The sequence below is a fragment of the Pectobacterium sp. PL64 genome, from assembly GCF_022477975.1.
In the GTDB taxonomy this organism is placed as follows: Bacteria; Pseudomonadota; Gammaproteobacteria; order Enterobacterales; family Enterobacteriaceae; genus Pectobacterium; species Pectobacterium jejuense.
On sequence record NZ_CP092070.1, the window covers coordinates 3,275,298 to 3,294,170 of the forward strand.

At 55.1% G+C, this 18,873-nt stretch carries 9 protein-coding genes and 1 pseudogene; all 10 read right to left on the reverse strand.

The genetic code is table 11. From position 1 onward, the window contains the following. Positions 1 to 3: 3 nt before the first annotated feature. Complete coding sequence (locus HP572_RS14765; protein ID WP_240583605.1) at positions 4 to 5,250, reverse strand: RHS repeat-associated core domain-containing protein; 5,247 nt, start codon at positions 5,248 to 5,250, stop codon at positions 4 to 6. A 20-nt stretch (positions 5,251 to 5,270) separates the two neighbouring features. Next, positions 5,271 to 6,188, reverse strand: coding sequence for a DUF4123 domain-containing protein (locus HP572_RS14770; RefSeq protein WP_240583606.1), 918 nt, complete (start codon positions 6,186 to 6,188; stop codon positions 5,271 to 5,273). Further along, on the reverse strand, positions 6,185 to 7,141 hold the full coding sequence (locus HP572_RS14775; RefSeq protein WP_240583607.1) for a DUF4123 domain-containing protein: 957 nt from the start codon (positions 7,139 to 7,141) through the stop codon (positions 6,185 to 6,187). The genes HP572_RS14770 and HP572_RS14775 overlap by 4 nt, the downstream gene beginning before the upstream one ends. 158 nt (positions 7,142 to 7,299) lie before the next feature. Continuing rightward, positions 7,300 to 7,998, reverse strand: coding sequence for an ankyrin repeat domain-containing protein (locus tag HP572_RS14780; RefSeq protein WP_174877251.1), 699 nt, complete (start codon positions 7,996 to 7,998; stop codon positions 7,300 to 7,302). A gap of 80 nt (positions 7,999 to 8,078) precedes the next feature. Next, positions 8,079 to 9,449: a PAAR domain-containing protein gene (locus HP572_RS14785; protein WP_240583608.1), complete on the reverse strand. Its 1,371-nt coding sequence runs from the start codon at positions 9,447 to 9,449 to the stop codon at positions 8,079 to 8,081. Between the two features lie 9 nt (positions 9,450 to 9,458). Further along, positions 9,459 to 11,403, reverse strand: a pseudogene (locus tag HP572_RS14790) (type VI secretion system tip protein VgrG). 196 nt (positions 11,404 to 11,599) lie between these two features. Continuing rightward, positions 11,600 to 12,118 (reverse strand): Hcp family type VI secretion system effector, encoded by a 519-nt coding sequence (locus HP572_RS14795; RefSeq protein WP_039317969.1) that lies wholly within the window; start codon positions 12,116 to 12,118, stop codon positions 11,600 to 11,602. Positions 12,119 to 12,500: 382 nt separating this feature from the next. Further along, positions 12,501 to 13,853, reverse strand: coding sequence for a tetratricopeptide repeat protein (locus tag HP572_RS14800; protein WP_371745279.1), 1,353 nt, complete (start codon positions 13,851 to 13,853; stop codon positions 12,501 to 12,503). A gap of 31 nt (positions 13,854 to 13,884) precedes the next feature. Further along, entirely contained in the window at positions 13,885 to 15,321 is a 1,437-nt protein-coding gene (locus HP572_RS14805; RefSeq protein ID WP_095995289.1) for a VasL domain-containing protein, read from the reverse strand. A 49-nt stretch (positions 15,322 to 15,370) separates the two neighbouring features. Beyond that, entirely contained in the window at positions 15,371 to 18,868 is a 3,498-nt protein-coding gene (tssM, locus tag HP572_RS14810) for a type VI secretion system membrane subunit TssM (RefSeq protein ID WP_240583609.1), read from the reverse strand. Positions 18,869 to 18,873 lie beyond the last annotated feature (5 nt).

Sequence of the window (18,873 nt, forward strand, 5' to 3'; positions counted from 1 at the left end):
ATATCAATTTCCCTTAGTGGGATCAAAAAATGATTGATTTCCCCTCTTCCATCCGTCTTTTCCCTCATAATTAAATATATGCTGATGAGGGTTTGTATGATGGTGCGGTTGACCATGATCAGACCAATGAACCTCACTCAAAGGAACTGGTTGTCCATCAGCTAGTGGCCATGTTTGTGCTGGGAAAGTAGCTGACTGCCTATATTCCTCCCCAGATATAGAGCTAACAGTTCCGCCTAATACAGTGTGAGCCCGGCCTTCTGCCTGAGGGTGAGGCAGAGGAATATCTTGGCCATTAACCTTTTGTTTATCAAGGGGAATTAAATTTCCATCTTTATCCCGAGGGATATATAACTTATCTTTCTTTTCCAACCCCAGAGGATCTACCCACTCCAGCGGATTATGAACGTAGGCTTGCGGCCTTATTCCCCCACCCAGCCCTATCGGGTCCGGCGACAGATACTGCCCGCTCTCCGCATCATAGTAACGATGCCGGTTGTAGTAAAGCCCCGTTTCCGCATCGTACAGCTGCCCCTGATAGCGCAGCTCGCAGTACACTTCCTCGTTTGCCGCATCCCCCAGGTAGCGCCGCAGCGGGATAGGCCGTCGCTCTTCGCGGTGGGCATCCCACAGCCCCTGTTCCCCGCGCCAGCGGACTTCTCCTTCCTCGCTGCACAGCTCTCTGGCCGTTCCCGTCAGGTCAGTCACGATGTAGTGCAGCTGCGTGCTGTCGCCCTGCGCCTCCACCTGCGCCAGCGGCCGGAAGCTTCCCGGCTCGTACACCCACTGCACTTCCCGCGCCGCTGAACCGTCTGCCCGGTACTGCTGCTGACCGATAAGCTGGTCACCGTCCCATCGGTAGGCTACCCGCGCTACCGCCTGCGCTGAGGGGAGTTGTCCCTCACGCACCTTACTGACTCTGCGACCAAACGTATCGTAACGATAGCGCCAGCGCGCCCCATCCGGCAGACTCACTCGTACCAACCGGTCCTGCACGTCCCAGTCGAAATACGTTTCCTTTGGCCTGAATCCCGGCCGCGTTTCCCGCTTCATCGCCAGACGCCCGCAGTCGTCATACCGGTACTGCGTATGCCCCCGCTCGATGACCCGACCCGCTGCATCGTAGCGCGCCGACGCCTGCACCACCGCGTCCTGCACCTTCAGCGTCTCACCCAGACCCGGCGCTATCTGCGACACCTCGCACAGGTTCTGTTCGCTGTCGTAACCAAACAGCCGTGCCTGACGCCGCCGTCCCTCATCACGGCGCTCTGCCGTCACCTGGCCTGCCCCGTTCAGCCGGAACGCCTGTTCACCCCAGTGGCTGTCGCTGATACCCGTCAGACGGTCCAGCACATCGTACTGATAGCGTCGCTCCAGCACGTCATTCACCCGGCCATCCGCCCCTTCCAGCGCCTGACGCTGCAGCAGCCCCGTCGGACTCCACTCGTGGCGTAATGCAAACCCGCTGCCGTTAGTGCGCCGCTGCTCTTCGCCCGCCGCCGTGTGGCTGAACTGCAGAGGCTGGTGTGAACCGATACCCAGCGATGACAGCCGACCCGACTGCCACGCCAGTTGCAGCGGGGCCAGAATCCCTTCAACCACCGCACGCTGACCGCCCGCGTCGTAACCGCTCTGCACCGCCTCGCCGTTCACCGTTTCCGATGTGACCTGCCCCACCCGGTTATAGGCGTATTCCACCACAGCATCCGGGCTGGCGGCTTTGGTCAGCCGGCCGGCCACGTCATACGTCAGTTCGGTAATGCCGTCGGTTTCCCCGTCCGCTTTCTGTGCGGTGATGCGCGTTATCCGCCCTGCCGCATCGTGCTCGTAATGCAGTGCACTGCCGTCCGGCGCGGTGCGCTGCACCAGACGGTCTGCCACATCGTACTGATAGCGGTATACCCGCCCGTCGTAATGCCGCTCCTCACTCAGCCGCCCGCTGGCGTCAAAGCCGTACGTCCAGTCCCGCCCCTGACTGTTCGTCACCCCGGCGAACTCCGCTTCCGCATTGTAGTGGTAGCGCACCGTCGCCCCCAGCGGGTCCGTCGCCTCCAGCAGGTTATCGAACGCCCCGTAGCGGAACTGGTAGCGCTGACCCAGCGCATCCGTCACCGCCGTCAGGTTACCCTCCACGTCGTAACCAAACCGCGTCTCGCTGCCGTCTTCATACACCACTTTCGACGGTGACTCGCGCACGCCGTCATACTCCCAGCGCCGCACCTGCACGCCAGCCTCATGCCCGATATGTCGCTCCGTCAGGCGGTCAAGGTCGTCATACCGGAACATCACCGACGGTGCATTATCCCGCTCAAGGCTGCTCAGCAAACCACGGCGGTTATACTGATAACGCTGCAGCACGCCGTCCGGGCCTATCACCGTCGACAGCTGCCCCATTTCACCGTAACGGTACAGCCACTCGCGCCCTTCCGGGTCATTCACTTCAACAACCTGTCCGGCAGCATTACGCTGGTAATGCCATTCGCTGCCCAGCGGATCGATATAAGCCAGCAACTGCCCGTTATCGTCGTACGCGTATTGATGCGTCGCGCCGTCAGGCAGGGTAACCTCGGTTACCTGCCCCCAGTCATTGCGCTGATATGCCGTTCGACCACCTAGCGGGTCAGTCTCCGCCACCAGTTGGTTATCCACCCACTCGAGCTGGGTCTCACCGCCATCAGGCGTACGTTTTGACAGAATATTATTACGCTCATCGCGCACGTAGCTGAATACCCCGCCAAACCCGCTGTGGTAATGGCTGGTCAGGGTCTCATCATCGTATTCAAAGTGACCCGGCCAGTAGCCTTCCGAGGTTCTATCCCGGATGGCGCGGCCTTTTTTATCGTAGTCGTGCTCAACCCAGGTCGAACCTAAATCCGACCAGCGCAGCAGCCAACCTTCCGGCGAGTAGAGGTAATCAAAATTGCGCCCCTCATCCGCCCGCACGCTCAATAAATGCCCACGGTCGTCATAGGTATAGCTGGCCAGCGTTTTTAATGGCTGACGCTGCGGGGTACATAGCGTGAGTGTCGTGATCCTTTGGTGTTCCGATGTGATGTGAATCAAACGCCCGTCCGCCAGCGCCACCCAACGCAGTTCACCCAACACCCACTCGAAAGTCACTCGATGGCCCGCAGCATCGTCAATCGACGTCAAACAAAGCTGGAGACCTAGCGCATATTCAAACCGATAGCGCAGGCCACCGACATGCTGGAGCACCAGTTCACCCTGCTGCCGGGTCAACCTCCATTGTGGGTTTGACGATGAGCGACTGATCTCCCCCTCATTGGGCAGGGCGAAGAATGCCTGATTGAATTCGCCATCCGTTAGCGTAGCCACCCCGTTGTTAAGCGTCAGGCTGATATCCCAGTTAGTGCGCCACAGTGTCCCCAGCAAACCGGGGTGACGTTTTCCCGTGGAGCGATAGTAGCGTTGCAGTGACAGGGGTAGTGGGCTACTTACCTGAAGATCGGTGCGCTGCTCCACCACCGCACCGGTTGCCATATCGACCGGATCGCCGTTTTGCTCACCTTTCTTCGGGTCAGTTTTCGTCTCCCCGTTTTCTGTCTTTGCTTTTTCCTGGGCAGCAGTATCCGATTTATGTTCATGCCTGGCACCGGGCGTTATAGGCTGCGTTCCTTCAGGTAGTTGAACCGTTTCCTTATCCTGCTGCGTGTCTTTACTTTTTACTTCATCTGGTTTTTGTTGTGGTTGTTTATTGCTGCTGGATTCACTTTGTGGACGAGGTTGAGGGCTCGGCGATGTTTCCGATGACGTGGAATGAGGTTGTTCAGAGGATGTATGGGAAGTCTGAGAAGCGTGTGTCGCTCCGGTAGAATTGCTTTTCCCACCAGCGCCTTTCCCTGTCTCAGAGACACCGAGTTTGCCTTTGTTATGCCCGCCACCACGTCCGGCAAGAACCGCCATTGATGCCAGCACCGTTGCCGCAATACCGCTCGATACGCCAGATTCCCCTGAGAGTGCCTTATCTTTAGCAACTTCATCATCCGAGCGATAATCACCTGACTCCCCCTTTTGCACATCCATTGCCGACAGTCCAGTACTCCCTTTTGGCCGTGAACTCGCAATAATTTGTGTCATGATTTGGGGAATAAACTCAGCAATCTCTGATTCAATCAATATCGTCACGCTGGTAAACAAAGTGATTAACTTATCAAGGACATCTACCATTGCGCGGAAACTGTCAGCCATCAGCGTAACGATCCAGCTACGCTCACCAGAAACGCCCTTCACCAGCAGATCCAGCGCCTTTTTCATCGTTTCCAGCAGCGCTTTCCCCTCAGCAGCATACTGCCTGATATCAGAACGTATGCTATTGAGCCAATTGACAATATTACCGTTCCCCAACCCCCGAATAATCTGCGTGGCTTCCTTAATATTCTGCTCTTTGTTGCCTTTGCCGCTTTTCAACTGCCGCATGGCTTTTGTAATAGCATTACCACTGATTTTCAGTGCATCCCCAACACCGGGAACAAAACCGATTACACACAGCACCCCATCAATTTGGTGCATCGTGTCACCCAGCAATTCAGGGGCTTCATAGCTATCCCAGCACCACTTTCCGAGGAAATACACGTCCATTGCCTGCCCGACCACGGGAATACAGCCCAGAATCACCTCACAGAACAGCAAAACGGCGTTATCAATACTGGATGCCTTACTACCTACCTCCGCCGCCTGTTGATGCTGAATCCGGCGGATTTCTCTTTGGAGCTCGCCATCACTTCTATAGAGTTGCCTTTCCAATTCCCAAAAGCGTTTCAACGCCGGTTTATATTGATCCGGTATCGTGCTCAGCGGCATTCTCACTGACTGCTGGACAGACCCATATTCCACCAGCCCTTGCTCTCTCAGGATGACGAACAGGGCAAAGTATTCTCCAGCAAAACTCGCGTAGGCTGGGTTAGACATTAAAACAGGGTTATTTTGTACCGTTTTTTTAGGATCGAACGTATCACTGCCTTCCCCCATCAACAGCTCAAACGTGCCACACCCCATATCATGGATAAAAAACATTCCGTTATCGTCGGTTTTGCCTTCTATCTTGTGGTCTCGGCTATCGGTTAATTGAAAAGGAGCGTTCGGTATTGGGTCGCCAGAATCGTAATGGTAATAAACAAGTATTTCACAGCCACAGGTTGTACATCCCCCTGAAATTTTATTATCCGTGGTGAAATTACGCTTTGCGGCATCCCCGCTGGCAGCTAACGCGCTGCTTTTATCCTGACTCATGAAATGACGTCCTTTTTATTTTATGCTTCGTCCAGGTGGTCAATCGCTGCCTGATACAGGCGATCCATACGGCTTTGCGTGCCAATGTATTCAGGCTGTACCAGAATGTTTTTTGCCCAGGGCTGATGCATGAATTCCGGCGAGAGTTCTGTCGCCAGTGCTAGCCAGCGCACGATATCCCGATCGTTGTTAAAGCCGCTGTTCCTCGCCTGTTCCGCCTGCTGATGGGTAAACGCCTGTAGTTCATCAGCAGGCGCGTTTTGCCAGTCAGCATGGTAAGCACGCAGATGTTCCATATAGCGCGCCAGATTGTGATGTCCGTAAGGCACCATGATGGCTTGCCATTGCTCATCACTCAGCTGGCGCGGCAGGATGTCTGGAATGGAGTGCGGTTCACGGGCGGTGAGATTTAAGGCACGTACCGCGCCATCAGGGGAAATGTCGCAGAAGCTGGCTATTGGGCCATAGAGTGCACAGGCTTCTTGTGCGGAACTGGCGGATAACAGCTGATTCACCACCTGCCAGTCGCCTACGCGCAGGATGGCATTCTCCCCGGAAGGTGAAGTCACCAGGCTCCACTGTCGCAGATGTTTCGTCACCTCAAGCAATTGATCGAGCGGCGAATACGCCTGCATAAACCATTCCAGCTGTAGCCCCATTCCCCAGCCCGGTTGAGTGATGATGTGTTCTTTCACCTGCGACCAGTTGGCGACATTAAGCGGGATGCAATAGGGCGATACCGAGGCATGAACGCGCCCCGCTTCTCCCCAGTACAAACGCGTCTGTTCCAGGCTGCCCCCCCAGCGTTCGGCCAGCCACGGCACGGCATCGTTCATCGACGCTTCGGCGATAACAAAACAGCCGCCCTGAGCAATACGCGTTTGCCAGACGGCGTCATCTTCCGGCAGCAGTTCAAGGAAAGGTTGCGATACACTCACAGCGTGACCTCCGGTATGTCAGGTAACTCTCCCCGCATCCAACCGGGGCGATGGTAATTAAGCTGTACACTCTCAATACGTTCAGGCTCAGATTTAAAAATCCGAATACTGTCGGCAATCGAATAACGTTCAGTCAGATGAATAAAGATCGGGTGTAAATAGAATTCGCTGCCGAGCACCCAGCGATGAGCGGACCAGGCTTCACACTCCGCTTCGCTGGCTTTGGGATAATATTTCCCTGCTAACGCAATACTGCTAATAAAGCGTGTTTTTACTATTTCGATATCCAATGGAAAAACACACTGAGCGCTGACAAAAAGAAACAGTTCATTCGCTAATCGGTGTAAGCGGTTGTCATTAGCGAGAAGGTAATATTGATAGTGCGTTAAAATAATGTGGTACGTTTGATTAATGTCGCTCTTGTTTTCTTTATTAGCATCCCGCTGTGCTAATAGCTGATATTCCCCACGTTCGCTATTCACGATGGGCAAATACAGATTATTCAGCGGGCCGAGAAAATCCGTTTGCGCAGCAAGATCCAGAGTGGACCACCAGGCCAATAAAACGTCTGGTGCATAGCTACGAAATAGCGCTCTAGTGCCATCAGGCCAGAGACAGGAAATGCGCTGCTGCCAAAAATCAGCCACCTGCCGCAATGTCAGTTCACCATGCATGAGAATTACGCCACTATGCCGATCCGGCTGTGTCTCCGTCAGCCAGTGCAGCAGTGTTTCTCCTGGTTTGCCTTCTTCTATTTTCACCACAATAGGCGCCCACATCTGCCAGTTTTCGGCATCCTTGCCAAAACGCAGCGGTTGCCATATATCTGACGCCGCAGGTTGAAAAGCCTGCCAATACTCAGGTAATTTGGGATAGCTCAACGGCGAGATAATAGCGAACAACGGCGCATTAAACTGGCTGATTTCAAACAGGGTATAACCGTTTGCCATCATCGTTATTTGCCTGTAAATAAATGAGATATTTTTTAATACGATGAGCGTGTATTCATCACAGCAGCAACGACCCAATAATCACGCAGATTATCGGGTCGAGACATGCCGTTTATTTTTATCACGCAAAATGAATAATAAAACGGAGAATCAAAATAAAACTAGACTGGCAGTCCTTTTTCCCAACGATCCCGAACTTCAGCAGGTGACAGCGGTGGGAATTTAACACCGCGATCCAGTAACAGCTGTTTTACCTTTAGTGCCCAAGGGTAGTGAGGCGATTTAGGAGACATAATGGATAAGCTGTCATCCACGGTAAAAGCGAGATTACTTCCTGTATCATCATAAATATTACTCTCTGCGCCGTGTTCTATCAGCCAATATGCGACTTCATATTTATTCAGATAAGCAGCATAGTGGGCACTGTTTACTTTGGAGCCATCAACGAGGTTCAAATCAGCGCCCCGCTCTACGAGTAATTTGATATCGGCCCAGCGCTCCTCACCAATAGCGCTAAATATTGCTGGCTGGCCACGACGCCCAATCGCATTCGGGTCGCCTCCCGCATCCAGAATAATACGCAGCCAGTCAGGGTCTTTCGCACCCGCCACGGAATTGACGGCGCTATCGCCAAAGCCGTCTTTATAGTTCGGATCGACACCCAGTTTAAGCGCCAGCGTGACGGCCTTTTTATCCTTCGTTTCATAAATCAGCCACAGCAGCGGCGTGATGCCTTCTTTGCCATGAATATTCAGGTTAACGCCCTGCGACAGCTGATGACGAGCTGCTGACTCATCACCTTTTTGAATACTTTCCAGTACAGCTACCACAGGGGGCTCAAAAAGTTCACTCGCCCGCATACTGTGTCCTCCTGCCTGACAAGCGGTTAATAACCCCAGAATAACGACGCCTACCCATTTTATACGTGCCAACCATTGCATTATATTCCCCTGAATGTATTGGTTATCTTCCCGATATCTTCCTTTTTCTGGCTTTCAATACCCGCAATCACCTGATCCATACCGTGGCGAGCAATCGGCGAGCCGCCGACTGCGGGAAGTGCCATCATATCACCGCTTGCTTTCGGCAGGCCCCCTTCCAACAGTTTTGCTACACCAATGATACCCCCAAGCGCCGCACCGGCGGCTCCGCCAATCAATGCGCCCGCACCGGATAGCAAACCAGGAATCAAAGCCTTGCCATAGGTTTGTGCCATGGTTAATACCTCACCATCGACCGCCTGCGTCGTTATCAGCGAGGCCGTTTTCGCCAAATCGGCACCACCTGCACGCGACACGGTATTGTTATGCAAACCCGCAGCATTAAAGGTATAGCCGGGTAATCCCGTGACGCCAACGCCAGCCGATGCCAAACCACCGCCTAATGAATGCCCCACGATGACAGGTGGCGGAGAAAGAACGTTTTTTACCCGCTTTGCCAAATACATGGCCTGATTGTATTGATCCGTCTCCAACCCCATACCTTGCCCAGCGTTAGTCAACCAGTCTTTAACGCCTGTCACCGCATTATTGGTGCCCCGGTAGGTCAACATCGTTTCGCCATTAATTGCTGATTTGAACAGAGCAGAACCAAACCCTGTTTTCTTGTCCATAAAATCATTATCTGTCAGGCCAGGAAGCTTACTCGTATCTAGAATATCCAGCCCAACCGGTGCCTTAGGCAGTTTATCCAGCACGCCTCGTCGGAATTCATCGACCGAATAAACATACTGAGCCGCTTCGGCGTGTAAGATACTGTCGTTATTAAACGCCAGCCGCTTTGCCGCATCGGCTAATCCCGGCAGCGTCGCCGCCTCAGTCGCCAACTTCGCACGCGCCAGATAGCGATCTTTACGCTGGGCGACAGAGAGCAGGTCATCAAGAATGGGCAGCTCGGCGACCGACGCCCATTCCATTAACGTCGGCAACAGCATTGGCGTCAATGCCAGCAGAGGCGCGCGGCTTTTTGCCGATTGCTCAGCGCACGGTTTCACCGGGGATTGATAGGGCGAATCGCCAATGATGACGTTCCCGCTGCCAGCAGCAACCGAGCCGCCGCAGCCGATCGCATCACCGATACGCGCCGCCAGCTTCCCATTGATGATGACTGTACCGGAGCCCGCGGATATCGCACGATTGTGCACGCCGTGGGGCACATTCGGGCAGGGGCAAGCGTGGAGTAAAACCGCATCGCTTTTACGGGCGGCCGGTTTACCATTGATAATGACATCACCGCTGCCTTCAATAATCGGGGTGGCGGGGAAACAGCCGTGCCCCGCGCAGCTGTCACCTAAACGTGCAGCACCTGGCATAGTTCCTCCTTAACGTCTGTCTGGCGCATCGGGCAGCGTAGGCTTCGTCGGGTCTTCTGGCGTAATTGATACTGGCGCAGTCCCTACGCCAGCCGCACCGCCATCGTTGATCTTCACAATTGTCCCGGAAATCGTGACGCCCGCGCTATCAATCTTGATGAAGCCACCAGGCGCTTTAATGGTCAGTGCCTGCCCCGCTTCCAGCACGATATCCGCAGCTTTCAGGTAGCTGTCCGTATTCACCAGAACACGCTGGTGCGCACCGATCAGCGTCTCTTCAGAGCCAGACATCGTGGTCTGACGACTCCCTTCGATACGGGTAATCTCTCCCCCGCCGATGAAACGTTTAAACGAAGCACCAATCTTCTGAATAAAACTCCGGCCAATTTCCTGATGATGGTCCTGACCGATGTTTTCAAAATCATCCTTGCCTATCGTTCGATGGCGGTGACGCGTTCTGAGCGTGGTAATAAATTTGTTCACGCGTCGCCTCATCCTCAAAACGCAGTTCGTTAAAGCCACTACCTTTATGTGTATCGGTACGCAGCGTCGTGCGCGTTTTATGTGCCGGTAAAACGTACGGCGTCGGGTTGGTCGCGTGGAAAGTACGCCCGGTCACAATCGGCTGATCCGGATCGCCTTCAAGGAAGCTGACGATCACTTCATGGCCGATACGCGGGATGGCAATCATGCCGTACTGGCCGCCCGCCCAGCCCTGACTGACGCGCACCCAGCAGGAACTCTGGTCATTGCTCGCACCGTAGCGATCCCACGGGAATTGCAGTTTTACCCGACCATACTGGTCGCAGTAGATTTCTTCCCCCGTCGGGCCGACGACGGTGGCGATTTGCGGACCATCCACCATCGGTTTGTATGGCATGGCAGCACGCCATGTCGTCGTGCCTTTCACCACCGCAAAGCTGTTGCTCATGGTCGTCGGTTCGCCGCCGCTTTCCTCTTCCAGCGCCTGCGGCTGTTGTCCGACGTGCGTCACGCTCACCGTCTGCCACACCGCATTCAGCGTTGCATTCGGGTGCTCCGTCAGCGTGAAGGTATTGCCCGGCATCAGCCCCGCGCAGTTGGATTCCCCTTCGCTCGTCACCGCCCCTGAGCGCAGTGCATCCAGCCGGTAGCCGCTGAACGCCTTGCCGCTCGGGTCTTGCTTATAGCGACCTGGATAGTCGTAATGCTGGTAGCTTTCGCGCTGGTGCTCCAGTTCGCCGCTCATTTTCTTGTGCGACAGCCCGTAAGCCGGTGTCTTGAAGCTGTAGTCTTTCAGCTCGACTTCGGCCGTACTCACCCGCTCCGCGTAGTGGAAGCGCCGGACATATTCGCCCTCGCTCAGCCCTTGTGTCGCCAGATTGAAGAACAGCTCAGGGCCTTTGGTCAGTGCGCCCGCATCGTCAGCAAACACTACTCGATGTTTGCCCTCTTCGTATTCGTGGAAGAAATACATTCCCTCCTCGGCAGCCAGACGGGTGATAAAGGCTAAATCGCTTTCCCGATACTGCACGCAGTATTCACGCACTGCGTGCTCGTTACGCAGCGCAAAGGCGTAGTCGGTGATACCGGCTTCTTCCAGCAGCGCCCCGATAATCGCTTCCGGCTTTTGCGCCTGAAAGATGCGGGCGTTGGTGCGTAATCCCAGTCGCCACAGGGCAGGACGGACTTCCACCTGATAGCGCGTGCGGCGAAATCCGGTGTCGCCCTGCGTGAAGCCACTGACAATCCCGCTGACCCGACGTTTCAGTTCGCCTTCATACCAAATCATCAGCTCGCACGGCTGGTCCAGCACCGCGCCAAAATCGACATCCGGCAACGCGCTCGCCAGACTCAGCGACAGGCTAAAAGGCCGGTTCAGCCCTTCATCCAGCCTAAAATCCACCACCGCGAAAGTGCCTGCTTCCAGGGCACCGACCTTTACGGTGAACTGTAATCCTGTACTGTTTGCCACCCGTCCTCTCCTTCTTCCTTCGCCGTTGCCATGGCTACCGCACGCCTCGGGTTTTCCCGGAGCGGCACGTCGCTATCCTGATTAAAATAAAAACCTGAGCTGTGGTCTGAGTCTGCTCACGCCACAGTTCATGTTGATAAAGCATCACGTTGAGAAAAACGCAGAAAACCCGGGACAAGCCCGGGTTCGGTGGGAATTACGCTTCGACCGGTGCACGCCAGTCATCGGAACCGGACGTCCCGGCAACCGTGTGCTCCCAATCGATTTTGCGGTAGGCCAGTGACACTTCGATCAGCTGGGTGTAATCCAGTTTTGACGGATCCTGGCAGTGTGGCATTTTGCAGTCGATGTCCACGATGGTGGCATCGGTCAGTACGGTAGAGAAGAAGTGCTCTTGCTTACCTTCAACCGACGTGCGGTACCACTTCAGCGTGACGGTCGGCAGCATTTCGCCGGATGCCAAAGAGTTGTACATCAGCGGAACCGCTTTGTTCAGCGCGACGGTGAATTTGAACGGTTTGTGCACACGTTGGCCGGACGGCTGACCAGACTGTGGGTCAGTTGGTACGGTGACGATATGTTTGAATTCCTGTACCAGCATTTCGTCTTCGTGGCCTTCCACATAGATGTTGCCGACAGAATCAGACGTGAAAGCCCCCGCGGTGATGTTGCCCTGAGTTTTACCTTCGATGCTGATATAGCATGGAGTTGGCATAGTCTTGCTCCTTGTTGTTGAACGGAATGAGTAACTTCACCGTCTGTATAGCAATTCACATGCCAAAAATTATCTTTATGTTTTATAAAGGAATTTACCTAACCCAAACTCCCTCTAAGTAAAATTTGAGCAAGAAGTTGCGCAGACCTCGCGAATCGTTTGCAGACATTGCGCAAAAAGTGATTTACACCAGAAAGTGAGCAAGAAGTTGCGCAGAATGCGCAGTTATGCTGAAAGTTTGACATTCCGTAATGAAGAGAGTAATGAAAATAGTCATAAAAACAAAAAAGCGGGTGCTGCTATCACGCAACACCCGCCTGTTTATTACCACTCTTTATTCAACAACAATCCGGCTTATTCCACGGCGAGCCACCACCACAGATTACTCTGTTTTCCCCGATGACCAGTGCATCGCCAACCGCTGTCCGGCTTTGATTTCATCCGGCTGCATCGTCGCTTCCAGATCGTTACGTGCATGAATGGCTTCGCTCATCCCCTCCGTCGCTGCCATCGCATACCAGGCATAAGCATGAATACGATTGCGGGAAGCACCCAGCCCGTCCTGACGCATCATGCCCATACGATATTGAGCCATGCGGTTACCGTCATTCGCCGCCAGACGGTACTGCTTCATCGCTTCAACATAATCCTCTTTGCCACCTTGCCCCAAACGCAGCATCTCGCCATAGGCCAGTTGGGATTCGGTGTCTCCGGCTGATGCTGCTTTGGCATATTCTTCACGCGCACGCGCGAACTCGCCCGCTGTAAATAACCGCTCACCCAGTTCACGTTGCGCACGGATATAGCCCGCAGAGGAAGCCTGAACCAGATACTGTTCGCGCTTTTCATGGGTTGTCTGGATCTGGCTGAGCAAGTAATCGGCCTCACCCGATCCGCCAGACGCGGCGCGCTCCAGCCAATAACGCGCCTTTTGCTCATCCCAAGGTAAGCGCTTACCTTCGCGGTATGCCTTGCCCAGCCAAAGCTGTGCTTCAGCATCACCTGATGACGCGGATTTTTGATACCAGTTCAACGCATTTTCGCCGTCTTCGTGTCGCGCCATCCACAGCTGTGCCTGTGCCTGACCCAGCGTCGCCGCACGGAAATACCAGCGCTCAGCCAGATCGCGACGGATAACCACACCTTTACCCTGCTCGTAGCGCTGCGCCAGTTGATACTGCGCATCCCGATTGCCGAGCTCAGCGGCTTTCAGCAGCCACGACACAGCCTCTTTTTCGCCGCCCGCATGCGTCGCGTGCCACTGGGCAACGATCAGTTGCGCGGGCGGATAGCCATTTGCCGCAGAGGATTCAAATGCATTCAGGCAGGCCGCCACCAGCTTTCCCTGATGCTGAACCTGACAGTCCATACCCAGTCGATGCCCCGCTTCGCCATTTCCCAAACGTGAGGACGTTGTCCACCACTGGCGAGCAGACGGGCTGTTCTTGGGCGCACCCAGCCCAGCCTGATACCAGTCACCAACCTGAAGTGCGGCAGCAGCGCGCATTTCCTGATTGCCCGGTAGCTCAGACAGGCCAGATGCCTTCTGCATCCACTGCATCGCCTCGGTGTACTGCGAGCGCGAGGCTAGCGTCTTTGCCAGCTGATATTGCGCTTCGCCATTTCCCCGATTCGCTGACGCCGCCAGTTCTGTTTCAGACAGCGACGTGACCGGTGCCTGACATGACGCCAGCCAACAGGCCGACAGGACTATCACTAATTTTTTGTATTTCATAATGTGCTCAGCGTTTTTCCCTTCACGATAATCAGCTGGCAGAATTACCCTGCTGCAAACGGTACAAGCGAACGTTGAAGGATCGCAGTTCATCTTCCATAGCGCGTAGCTCCGCTGGCGTCAGCGACTGGCTCTTGGTTTTACGCGCCTCAAGCTCCCGCAGCCGTATCCCGAAGGGAACGTCCGATATCAGGTCTTTTTGCATATCGTAGAGCTTTGATTTCAGGTAGGAAATCGTCACCGTCCGGCGCTGCCGCTCCAACTCCAGCAGTTGCTGCAACGTGTCGTTGACTCTGGCACGAGCCTGTTCGTACCCGCGCGTTTTCGGTTCATCGCCTTGCTGACGTTCAAGCGCAATCTGCCACTGGCGTTCCATCTCCTTCACCGCCAGCGAGTCGGGATAGAGCTGCTGCATCACGTTTTTCAAGCCGTTGCCGTATTGATACAGATAGAACGGCGACGCATTTTTTACCTGCTCCAGCTGTGCCTGATAGCGGTTAATCAGCTCACCTTCCATGCCTTGCAATTTCTGCTCGCCCAGCGCAATACGCACCCGGCGAATGTCATTATGATCGGGGGCGGCAGGCAACGCGTACGCCGGCTGTTGCAGTAACGCCAGCGCATCAGCTTTCTGTTCCTGCCAATACTGCCAGCCTGTAATCGCCGCGACAGGCAACGCACAGGTCAGCAGCCCGGAGACAAACCAGAACCAGGCGGGCTTCTGCTTTTTATGCGCCTCAATTTTCAATACCGTCGGTTTCATTTGCCCTTTCTCCCGTCCAATGAGAATGCTGCCCGCAGGCAGAGCAGCCTGACCCGAGCCCGATGAACCACTGCTTTGCACCGTCGCGCCGGGTTCCATGTCTGAATGAAAGAACACCATGGGTGGAATCTGCATATCCTGCTTTTTCAGTTCCTGATCGTCCGACACAATGACAATCTCGGTTTCATCAAACAAATGGGTATAGCCTTCGACGAAGTGCAGCAGATTCTCGACGCGAGGAATGCGGCTCAGCCCCGAGTTGTGCAACTTTTCACTCATCAATTGCAGCGCGCGTTCGCAGCGGTAAACCAGCCGCTTGTGTTCATGGCTGATGGCGTACTGCCGCACCACTTCGCTGATGCGAGCAATAAACCAGTCCAGCATCTCAATACGAGCCCGCTCCTGATGGACCGGCGGCCAGAAGTTATCCCACTGCGTCACGATCAAATTCGCCAGAAACTCACAGCTTTCCGTGAAGCCGGTCAATCCCGCCAGCCGTGAACGCGCCAGCGTAAAATAGATCGCGGTCTGGAGATCCACGCCCTGCTTTTCAAAGATCGTGGTGGCCATATCGTGCACCAGCATCCAATCCACATCAGGGCGAGACGCGTGACTCAACTTGTTAATTTCCGCCCGAAGTGCGTCAAACTCCGGCAGCATCCGTGGATCGCGGCCTACTTTCAGGGCCTGTTGTGCATCTTGCATATCACATCATCCAGCAATAGGGAGCCTGAGCAGGCTCCCGAGAGTTAAGTTAATAAAGCGAGTCAGGCAGCGTGAACTGGCTGAACAGACCACCGGCAAACGGGTTATGGCTGGCATCGGTATAAACGCGATAGGTCATCGCCCCGTTCTCCAGCGAGAAGCGCACGTCAAAGGTGTTCTCATTCACCTGAGTCAGCTGATCGCTATTGATTAACCGGAACATCGCCCACGGACCGCTAAAGCTCAGGCTGCGCGGTGAACGCTCACGATCGTCTGGCACCAGCGTCAGCTTGCTTTCGGCACCGTCGCGCATACTGTTTGGCCACACCAGCGGCGTTTTCTGGCGACGACCGTGGCTGTATTCCAGCAACTGTCCGTCCAGATTCAGCACGCTACGGCGCTTGTTCGCCGTCAGTTCCAGCGGTTCCAGAACAAAATGCACTTCCAGGCTGCCCTGCGCATTAAACAGGGTCTGGCGGATGCGGGTCGCACGTTCAAGCTGTTTCACCAGCTCTGCCTGCAGAGGCGATGCCATGCCTTCTTCCAGCATGCCGCTTTCCATCATCGCCTTGAGGTTGGTCTGATAGAAGTTGTCCAGCGTCCCGCCAGTCATGAAGAACATTTCCATTTCTGATAGCGGCACATCTTTGTTCGACGACGGATCGAAGGGATAACGATCCGCCAGCTTCTCATTGAATGGCGTCACGACCTTATCCAGCCATTCCTGATTCAGCGACGACATCGCCAACCCAGTTACCAGACTGGCGCTCTCTCCGGCTAATTGCCCTACCCAACGATCCAGCGGTGCAGGAAGGCTGCGGGCGTATTGCTGTAAGGCAAACACCGGATCGGCAAATTTATTCCCCTGCCGCGCCTGCACCGCTTTCAACGCCGCCTGTCCTGGATCGGTCGCGTTAACGATCTGATCGAGATAGTGATAGAGATCCGTCAGCTTCTGATTGACCTCTTGCACCAGCGGCCCCTGCTCTCCGCGCCCGCTCAGCGCTGCATTGATGGTCATAAACGGACGACCGGTACGCGTGTTAATACTCTGCGCGGTGTCGTTATCATCATCGGACATCTTACGGATACGGGTGTTGTCACTCACCGTGGTCAGCACGCGCTGGAAGGGCTGATCGTTGCCGGTAATATCCGTGAGAATATCGAGCGCCTGCTCCGGCGTATCGAGCGTCTGCACATCAATGTTCGCCAGCACTTTCTGCCACTGGTTGATGTAATCCGTAATGTAGCGGTCATTCACCTGACGCAGAATTTCCCGCCGATCGGCCTCGCTGAACTGCGCACGTTCACGCTGTCCCAGCACCCAGGCGTCCAGCGCCGTCAGCTCTAACAGCGCTTTGTCCTGCTTGAGGTAATAATCGCTAAAGCCGGGATACGTCAGCAGCCGAGGCACGCTTCCCGCTTTGTCATTACGCAGAGAAAACACCGGATCAAAGGTCGGACCGACTTCATCACGAATCGCTAAATCTGGCGGCAGCACCTGCGTCGCCTTCATCACCAGACTCTGATAAACGCGCTGATACATCGGCAGCTTGCTCAGTTCCTGCTGAGCCAGCGTAATCGGCTGACTAAAGGGTGCAAACGTGCTGATCGCTACCGCGTCTTTCTGCTCACGCGCCTTGTGCCAATCGGTGTGCTCAAGGGCGTAATCCAGATGCTGCATCAGCTGTTCCTGCACGTTGCCCTGTCCGGGAAATGCCTTCTGCCAACGCTGCGCCATAAACTGTTCGACCAGCGTTTTATTACGCCCTGACGCATCATCCAGCATCCGCATCACGCGCAGAATCGTCAGCTTTTGCTCGCTATTAGCAGGTGCCTGATTCAGATCTTCCAGCAGCCCTTGCATCACCGCCGGGAGAAAGCGCTGATTCAGCATTTGCAGATAGGTGCCTTCAACATGAGGCCCAATCTTGTCGCCTTGATACAGGCCAAGATCGGCCAGCAGCGGCGTACGCTCGTGGTAATTACCAAAGGATAAGGTCGCATCGCGAATCAAATTCAGACGCGGCAACTGCTGATAGCCGTAGCCCTGCTGGCCTTCCAGCTCATTGGTGCCGATAAAGGCCTGCGCTTTCGTCAGGACGTTACGTCCGGCTTCTTCATTGACCCGATAGAAATGGTGCCAGCTACCAATCAGCGCCAGACTGGCGAGCAGCATGCAGCCCACGCCGATACTCAACCGACGTCGGCGATATAGGCTATGCAGTCGGTTTTCCCCTGCCAGACTAGCCTCAGGGAAAATGACGTCAGGGAAAAGACGTTGCACAAAGAACGTATTCGATTCACCGCGCAGCGCAGGGTTAATCGGCTCTGGCAGTTGATAGCGTCGGGAAGCCGACTGCGCAAAGGCATCGAACGGCACCCCTTGTTGATAGACCGAGCTAACGTAGACGCCGCGGATCAGGAACGCGCGATCTTCGCCCGTTGCTAACGTTTCCGTCAGCACTTCCATCACGTAATCTTTCACCCCAGCCAACTGGCGAACGAACGAGAACAGCGAATTGCGCACGCTTCTGTCGGATTGCGTCAGTAGCATGTCCGGCAGGTTGTCATTCAGGTGCGTGACCCACTCGTCCCAGAAACGCTCCAGCTCTTCTAACCAGCCTTTGCTGTTGCTCGCCTGCGGCGTAAACGTCACCCCTAATACGGCCTGACGCGCCTCGCGGTTCAACTGGCGATAGACCTTATCGAAGCCGCTCAGCATATCCAGCCGGGTCAACGCGATATATACCGGTAAGCGCGTATTGATGTTGACGGAAATTTCCTGCAAACGCGCGCGCATGACCTGCGCGTAGGCTTTGCGATCGGCGACGCCAGCCTGTGCCAGCCAGGAAATATCCAGCGTGAGCACCAGACCGTTGAGCGGCTGGCGGCGGCGGTTTTCACTGAGCCACTGCAACAGGTGCTGCCACAGTCGAGCATGACGCTGTCCGAGCGAATCGCCTTCCAGTTCAGGTTGGGCAAGTAGCTGTCCGCTGGGATCCCAAATCACCGCGGATTCGCCGACCCAACTGCTCACCTGCTGGCCTGCCGCCACGTCTCGCAGCTCCGCATCCAGCTTCGGATTCATTTTGTTTGCCGGATTAGCACGATGGATCAGGCTACTTTTCCCGCTGCCCGCCAGACCAATCGTCAGATACCAGGGCATCGCATACAGCGCTCTTTTGCCCAACTGGGTCTGAAACGCCTCCAGCCAGCGGTCGAGGAACGTTTGCTGGCTGTCGACATACACCTGCAAGGGATCCTGTTCAATCACCTGCTGTTCATGACGTTCCGCCCGCATCTGCTGCACACGACGCCAAACCATCCAGGCGCTGTAGGAGAACGCCAGCCACAGCCAAACGAGCGTGAACACCACGCGGCCCCAAATTCCCTGTAATGGACGCGACTCGCCCACCGTCAAACGCGGCCCCAGCCACCAGGCCAGAACCAACACGACGACCCACAGCAGCACACCCAAAAGTAGCCAGGAGGGTTTCAGTTTAGGCAACTGCTTGCGTAGAAAGGTTATGATTGTTTTAAACATAAGTG